This is a genomic window from Microbacterium sp., from assembly GCF_031178525.1.
Classification (GTDB): Bacteria; Actinomycetota; Actinomycetes; order Actinomycetales; family Microbacteriaceae; genus Microbacterium.
Map to the genome: position 1 here is coordinate 1 of NZ_JAPSJA010000140.1, position 6,575 is coordinate 6,575.

7 protein-coding genes and 1 pseudogene are annotated in these 6,575 nt (G+C 69.4%); 1 reads left to right on the forward strand and 7 read right to left on the reverse strand.

What is annotated here, in order from left to right; genetic code table 11:
* From RIF89_RS09580 to sufB, 7 genes and pseudogenes are all read right to left on the reverse strand, one after another.
* Positions 1-352 (reverse strand): annotated as a pseudogene (locus RIF89_RS09580) (hypothetical protein); the annotation flags it as partial.
* The gene (locus RIF89_RS09585; protein WP_309068893.1) at positions 349-1,536 is read right to left on the reverse strand and encodes an aminotransferase class I/II-fold pyridoxal phosphate-dependent enzyme; all 1,188 of its coding nucleotides are present in this window, start codon (positions 1,534-1,536) and stop codon (positions 349-351) included. The pseudogene RIF89_RS09580 and the gene RIF89_RS09585, both read right to left, overlap by 4 nt.
* Before the next feature lie 73 nt (positions 1,537-1,609).
* Positions 1,610-1,939 carry a metal-sulfur cluster assembly factor gene (locus RIF89_RS09590; RefSeq protein WP_309068894.1) on the reverse strand — a complete coding sequence of 110 codons (330 nt, stop codon included), beginning with the start codon at positions 1,937-1,939 and terminating at the stop codon, positions 1,610-1,612.
* A 10-nt stretch (positions 1,940-1,949) separates the two neighbouring features.
* Complete coding sequence (gene sufC, locus RIF89_RS09595) at positions 1,950-2,720, reverse strand: Fe-S cluster assembly ATPase SufC (RefSeq protein ID WP_309068895.1); 771 nt, start codon at positions 2,718-2,720, stop codon at positions 1,950-1,952.
* Position 2,721: 1 nt separating this feature from the next.
* Positions 2,722-3,048, reverse strand: coding sequence for a non-heme iron oxygenase ferredoxin subunit (locus RIF89_RS09600; RefSeq protein ID WP_309068896.1), 327 nt, complete (start codon positions 3,046-3,048; stop codon positions 2,722-2,724).
* The gene (gene sufD, locus RIF89_RS09605) at positions 3,045-4,280 is read right to left on the reverse strand and encodes a Fe-S cluster assembly protein SufD (RefSeq protein ID WP_309068897.1); all 1,236 of its coding nucleotides are present in this window, start codon (positions 4,278-4,280) and stop codon (positions 3,045-3,047) included. The genes RIF89_RS09600 and sufD overlap by 4 nt, the downstream gene beginning before the upstream one ends.
* 1 nt (position 4,281) lies before the next feature.
* Positions 4,282-5,700, reverse strand: a complete 1,419-nt coding sequence (gene sufB, locus RIF89_RS09610; protein WP_309068898.1) for a Fe-S cluster assembly protein SufB — start codon at positions 5,698-5,700, stop codon at positions 4,282-4,284.
* Positions 5,701-5,934: 234 nt separating this feature from the next.
* Here sufB and RIF89_RS09615 point away from each other — a divergent pair.
* Positions 5,935-6,575, forward strand: a 641-nt coding sequence (locus RIF89_RS09615) for a COX15/CtaA family protein (RefSeq protein WP_309068899.1), incomplete at its 3' end; no start/stop codon positions are given.

Genomic DNA, 6,575 nt, shown 5'->3' on the forward strand with positions numbered 1-6,575 from the left:
CGTCGAGGGCGAGACCCGCGACGAACAGGAGCACAGCGGTCGTCAGCGGCGCGACCGGGCCCGCGCGATCCGACCATGCTCCGGAGGCGACCATGCCGATCACGCCGGTGGCCAGGGTGCCCGAGAACGCCAGCGCGTAGAGCGCGTCGCCCGACAGGTCGGCGCTCACGATCGGCATGACGGTGGTCAGCGCAAGCGACGTGAGCGCGGAAAGGAAGATCAGCGACACGGATCCGGCCGTCACCCACACGACGCGCGGATCCCACAGCGACGCGACGCCGGGCTCCGCCGGCGGGACGGTCGGCACGGGCCCCGTGAAGCCGCGCGGATCGGCGCTCAGCGGATCGGTCACTTCGACTCGCCGGGCGTGCGCGGGTCGGATCCGACGAGCGCGCCGATGCGCGTCACGGCCTCGGTGAGGATCTCGGGCCCCGTGCCGTAGTTGATTCGCACGTGCCCGCGGCCCTCCTCGCCGAACAGGGGCCCGAGGTGCAGCGCGACGCGCGCCTCGCGACGGATCTTCACCGCCGGATCGTCGCCCCATCCGAGCGCCGAGAGATCGACCCAGCCGAGGTAGCCGGCCTCGCCCGGCAGGTAGCGTGCGCCCGGCACATGCTCGGCGAGCAGCTCGTGCAGGAGGCGGCGGTTCAGGTCGAGGCGCGCGATCAGGGCATCGAGCCACACGTCGCCGTCGTCGAACGCGGCGATCGTGGCGATGAGGCCGAACAGGGAGGTGCGCCACTCGACCTCGTGCGGCAGGGAGCGCACGATGCGGGCCGGCTCCTCCGACGCCGTGAGGATGAGCGCGCACTTCAGGCCCGCGAGGTTGAACGCCTTGCTCGCGCTCGTGAGCGCGAAGCCGATCTCCGCCGCCTCGGGCGCCGCATTCAGGAAAGGTGTGAACGTCACGCCCGGCATCGTCATGGGCGCGTGGATCTCATCGCTGATGATCCAGGCGCCGTGGCGCTGGGCGATCCGGGCCAGCTCCGCGAGCGTCTCGCGCGAGTGGACAGTGCCTGTCGGGTTGTGCGGGTTGCACAGCAGCATCGCCTTCGCGCCCCGGGCGAACGCGGCGTCGATTCCCTCCAGGTCGAGGCGCCATCCGTGTTCCCCGGCGATCAGCGGCACGCGCTCGGCCACGGTGCGGGACTCGTGCTCGTTGACCGCGAAGAAGGGCGGATAAACGGGCGGCGTGACGACGACGCGATCGCCCGGCTCGGTGAGCGCCCGCAGCAGCTCGGAGATGCCCATCATCACGTCGCACGTCGTGCGCAGTCTGGACGGATCGATCGTCCACCCGTACCGACGCTCGGCGAATCCGGCGAACGCCCCCGCGACGCGGTTGCGCGGGGCGACATAGCCGGTGTCGCCGCGGTCGACCGCCGCGTGCAGCGCCGCCGAAATCGGGGGCGCGAGCGGGAAGTCCGCCTCGGCGACGAACAGCGGGAGCACGTCCTCGGGATACGTCCGCCACTTCGCGCTGCTCCGCTGCCGGAGTCGTTCAAGGGGCAGGGCGTCCAACGGGGTGATGCTCACTCCATCGAGCCTAACGCCGGCCGTCACGACGAGAGGCCCGGGGTCTCCCCCGGGCCTCTCTCACGCGTGCGATTCAGATCGCGAAGCCGAGCGCGCGCATCATGTCGCGGCCGTCGTCCGTGATCCGCTCCGGACCCCACGGCGGCATCCAGACCCAGTTGATGCGGAATCGCTCCACCACGTCGTCCAGCGCCTGCGCCGTCTGCTCCTCGAGCACGTCGGTCAGCGGGCACCCGGCGCTCGTGAGCGTCATGTGGATGATGAGGGCGTCGTTCTCCTCGTCCCACGCGAGGTCGTAGATGAGACCGAGGTCGACGACGTTGACCCCGAGTTCAGGGTCCATCACGTCCTTGAGGGCCTCGGTGACCTCGTCGTACTTCTCGGGTGTGAGGGTCGCGCTCATGGCCGTGATCCTACGCCTCGAGCGGGGCGTCGGCGGGCAGGTACGCCGCGTAGCCCTCGTTCTCGAGACGCTCCGCGAGCTCGGGGCCGCCTTCCTCGGCGATCCGGCCGCCCACCATGACGTGCACGAAGTCCGGCTTGATGTAGCGCAGGATCCGGGTGTAGTGCGTGATCAGCAGGACGCCGAGACCGGTGCCCTCCTTCGCGCGGTTCACGCCCTCCGACACGATCTTCAGCGCGTCGACGTCCAGACCCGAGTCGGTCTCGTCGAGCACGGCGAGCTTCGGCTTCAGCAGCTCGAGCTGAAGGATCTCGTGGCGCTTCTTCTCGCCGCCCGAGAAGCCCTCGTTGACGTTGCGCTGGGCGAACTTGCTGTCCATGCGCAGGTTCTTCATGCCCTCCTTGACCTCCTTGGTCCACGTGCGCAGCGAGGGAGCCTCGCCGTCGATCGCGGTCTTGGCGGTGCGGAGGAAGTTCGTCACGGTGACGCCCGGGATCTCGACCGGGTACTGCATCGCGAGGAACAGGCCGGCGCGGGCGCGCTCGTCGACGGCCATCTCGAGGACGTCCTCGCCGTCGAACGTGATCGTGCCGCTCGTGACGGTGTACTTCGGGTGGCCGGCGATCGTCGAGGCGAGCGTCGACTTGCCCGAGCCGTTGGGGCCCATGATGGCGTGCGTCTCACCGGAGCGCACCGTGAGGTTCACCCCGTTCAGGATCGGGATGATGCCTTCGTCGGTTTCGACCGTGACGTGCAGGTCGCGGATCTCGAGAACGGACATTTCAGACTTCCTTCTTCAGGGTGGGGTCGATAAGCACGTCGTCGCCGTCGATCTGGACGGCGAATACGGGGACGGGCTCGTAAGCGGGGAGGTTGAGGGGCTTGCCGGTGCGCAGCGAGAACGCCGAGCCGTGGGCCCAGCATTCGAGCGTCTCGCCCTCGACGAAGCCCTCAGACAGGGAGATGTCGCCGTGCGTGCAGGTGTCGCCGATCGCGTGCACCTCTCCGGCGGAGTCGAGCACGACGGCGATCGCGACGCCGTCGACCTCGACCTTGAGCGGGGTGTCCTGCTCGAGATCGCTCAGTGCGCAGACGCGCGCGGCGCTCACGCGCCGGCTCCGATCGGACCCGCTCCCTCGGCGAGCTCCTTCTCGATGAGCGCGGTGAGCTCCTCCTCGAGCGAGGGGATGCCGATCTTCTGCACGGTCTCGGACAGGAAGCCGAGCACGACGAGGCGGCGCGCCTCGCCCTCGCTGATGCCGCGAGCCTGCAGGTAGAACAGCTGCTCGTCGTCGAAGCGACCGGTCGCGGATGCGTGTCCCGCGCCCTTGATGTCGCCCGTCTGGATCTCGAGGTTCGGGATCGAGTCGGCGCGCGCGCCGTTCGTGAGCACGAGGTTGCGGTTCGCCTCGTACGAATCGGTGCCGGTCGCATCGGGCCCGATGAGGACGTCGCCGATCCAGACCGTGCGCGCGCTCTCGCCCTGCAGCGCGCCCTTGTAGAGGACGTCGCCCGTGGTCTCGGGCCCCTTGTGGTGCAGGTACACCTGGCTCTCGAGGTGCTGGCCCGAGTCGCTGAATGCGAGGCCGAACATCTCGCCGTGGGAACCCGCGCCCGCGAGCTCGAGATTCGGGTTCACGCGGACCACTCCGCCGCCGAAGCTCACCACGACGTGGCGCACCGACGCGTCGCGGTCGACGCGCGTCTGATGCGCCGCGGCGTGGATCGCGTCGTCGTTCCACTGCTGCACGCTCACGACCGTCAGGGCCGATCCGTCGCGCGCGATGATCTCGACGTTCTGCGCGTACTGGGCGGCACCGCTGTGGCGCAGCACGACGGTCGCCTTGCTGTGCTCGAGCGCCTCGATCACGAGGTGGCCGTCCGCGCGCCGGTCGGCGCCCTGACCGGTGATCTGGACGACGATCGGCTCGGCGATCTCGGCCTCGCGCGGCACGCGGACGTGAAGCGCCTCGGTCGCGCCGTGCCAGGCGATGGCGGCGGGCAGGTCCTCCGGCACGAAGTACTCGCCGCGCGGCGCTTCGCCGGCCTTGAGCGGCGCGGCCACGAACTCGGCACCCGCCGTGACCTCGACCGTCACGCCGTCGTTCGCCTCGGCCGCCGCGAACAGCGGCTTGAGGCGCGCGACCGGCGCGTGCTTCCAGTTGACCTCGCGGCCGGTCGGCACGCCGAAGTCGGCGGGTTCGAACGATCGCAGGCGCTCCGAGCGGGTCTGCACCGGCACCCCGGTGACGCGCGCGCTGGTGTCCGCGACCTGCGCCGCCGGGTCCACGTGGGCGTGCGTGTCCTCAGGCGCCTGCTGCGCCGTCGTCGACATCGTCATATCAGCCGACCGATCCTTCCATGCCCATCTCGATGAGCTTGTTCAGCTCGAGGGCGTACTCCATGGGCAGCTCACGCGCGATGGGCTCGATGAAGCCGCGCACGATCATGGCCATCGCCTCGTCCTCCGGCAGACCGCGCGACATGAGGTAGAACAGCTGCTCCTCGCTGACCTTCGAGACCGTCGCCTCGTGACCGAGCTGCACGTCGTCGACGCGGATGTCGATGGCCGGGTAGGTGTCGGAGCGCGAGATCGTGTCGACGAGCAGCGCGTCGCAGCGCACCGTGTTGGCCGAGTGGTGCGCGTTCGCGTCCACGCGCACCTCGCCGCGGTAGCCCGCGCGACCGCCGCCGCGCGCGATGGACTTCGACACGATCGACGACTGCGTGTACGGCGCCATGTGGATCATCTTGGCGCCGGCGTCCTGGTGCTGGCCGGGGCCCGCGAATGCGACCGAGAGCGTCTCGCCCTTGGCGTGCTCGCCCATCAGGAAGATCGACGGGTACTTCATCGTGACCTTCGAGCCGATGTTGCCGTCGATCCACTCCATGGTTGCGCCCTCGTGCGCCACGGCGCGCTTGGTGACCAGGTTGTAGACGTTGTTCGACCAGTTCTGGATCGTCGTGTAGCGCACGCGCGCGTTCTTCTTCACGATGATCTCGACGACGGCCGAGTGCAGCGAGTCGCTCTTGTAGATCGGGGCCGTGCAGCCCTCGATGTAGTGCACGTACGAGTCCTCGTCCGCAATGATCAGCGTGCGCTCGAACTGACCCATGTTCTCGGTGTTGATGCGGAAGTAGGCCTGCAGCGGGATCTCGACGTGCACGCCCTTCGGGACGTAGACGAACGAGCCTCCCGACCAGACGGCCGTGTTGAGGGCCGCGAACTTGTTGTCGCCCGCCGGGATGACCGTGCCGAAGTACTCCTCGAAGAACTCGGGGTGCTCGCGCAGGGCCGTGTCGGTGTCCATGAAGATGACGCCCTGCGCCTCCAGGTCCTCGCGGATCTGGTGGTAGACGACCTCCGACTCGTACTGCGCGGCGACGCCGGCGACGAGGCGCTGGCGCTCCGCCTCCGGGATGCCGAGCTTCTCGTACGTGTTGCGGATGTCCTCGGGCAGGTCCTCCCAGGACTGCGCCTGCTTCTCCGTCGAGCGCACGAAGTACTTGATGTTCTCGAAGTCGATGTCGCTGAGGTCGGCGCCCCACGTCGGCATCGGCTTCTTGCCGAACAGGTCGAGCCCCTTCAGGCGGGTCTTGAGCATCCACTCGGGCTCGCTCTTGAGGGCCGAGATGTCGCGCACGACGGCCTCGCTGAGGCCGCGCTTGGCGCTCGCACCCGCGGCATCCGCGTCGTGCCAGCCGAACTCGTACACCCCCAGACCCTCGAGCTCGGGACGGTCGATCAGCACATCGGACATGGCGTCACACTCTCCTCATCAGGCCTCAGACGGTGTCAGCCGCTCCAGGGCCCCGGAGCGGGGCTCTGTGGTGGGCCTTTCACATGAGGCGCGAAGAACTCGCGCCTAGACTTGGAGCGGCGCGGCGAGACTCCTCGCGCGCATCCGCAGCATCACCGATTCTACAGGCTCTGCCCCTCTCCGGGCCGACCAGGGGCCTGTCTCACGGGGTACCGCCAGGAGGCCTTCACCGTCATGTCCGTCGCCACCGCATCCCCGTCGATCCCGACTTCCGGGACGCGCGCCGCGCGGCCAGGACGACTGCTCTCGGTCTTCGCGTGGCTGTCGTTCCTCGCCGAGGTGATCATCATCGGCACCGGCGGCGCCGTGCGGCTGACCGGGTCGGGCCTCGGCTGCTCCGAGTGGCCGCTGTGCACGCCCGAGTCGCTGGTCCCGACGCCCGAGCTCGGCATCCACGGCTTCATCGAGTTCGGCAACCGCACGATGACGGGCGTCGTCGGCATCCTCGCTCTCGCCGTGCTCGTGCTGACGCTGCTGCACGCGCGGGCGCGCCGCGAGCTGATCCGCACGGGATGGTTCGCGCTCGGCGGCGTGGTGCTCGCGGGCCTGGCCCTGGCGATCACGCGCTCGTTCGTCGTCGCCGTCTCGGTCGCGCTCGCGGCGGTCATCGTCGCGGCGGTCGTCACGGTCCGCACCGCTCCCGCGCGTCGCGACCTGCTCGTCCTCGCGTGGCTCGTGCTGATCGGCGTCGTCGCACAGGGACTCGTGGGCGGCATCACGGTGCTCACGGGGCTGAACCCGTTCATCGTCGGCTTCCACTACGCGAGCTCGGTCGTGCTCGTCACGCTCACCGCGGCGTACCTCGTACGCGCCTC

What these genes read in the sequence shown, in the direction of transcription:
- sufB (WP_309068898.1), bottom strand. Translation starts at nt 5,700, where the DNA reads ATGTCCGATGTGCTGATCGACCGTCCCGAGCTCGAGGGTCTGGGGGTG.
- RIF89_RS09590 (WP_309068894.1), bottom strand. Translation starts at nt 1,939, where the DNA reads ATGAGCGCGACCCTCACACCCGAGAAGTACGACGAGGTCACCGAGGCC.
- sufD (WP_309068897.1), bottom strand. Translation starts at nt 4,280, where the DNA reads ATGACGATGTCGACGACGGCGCAGCAGGCGCCTGAGGACACGCACGCC.
- sufC (WP_309068895.1), bottom strand. Translation starts at nt 2,720, where the DNA reads ATGTCCGTTCTCGAGATCCGCGACCTGCACGTCACGGTCGAAACCGAC.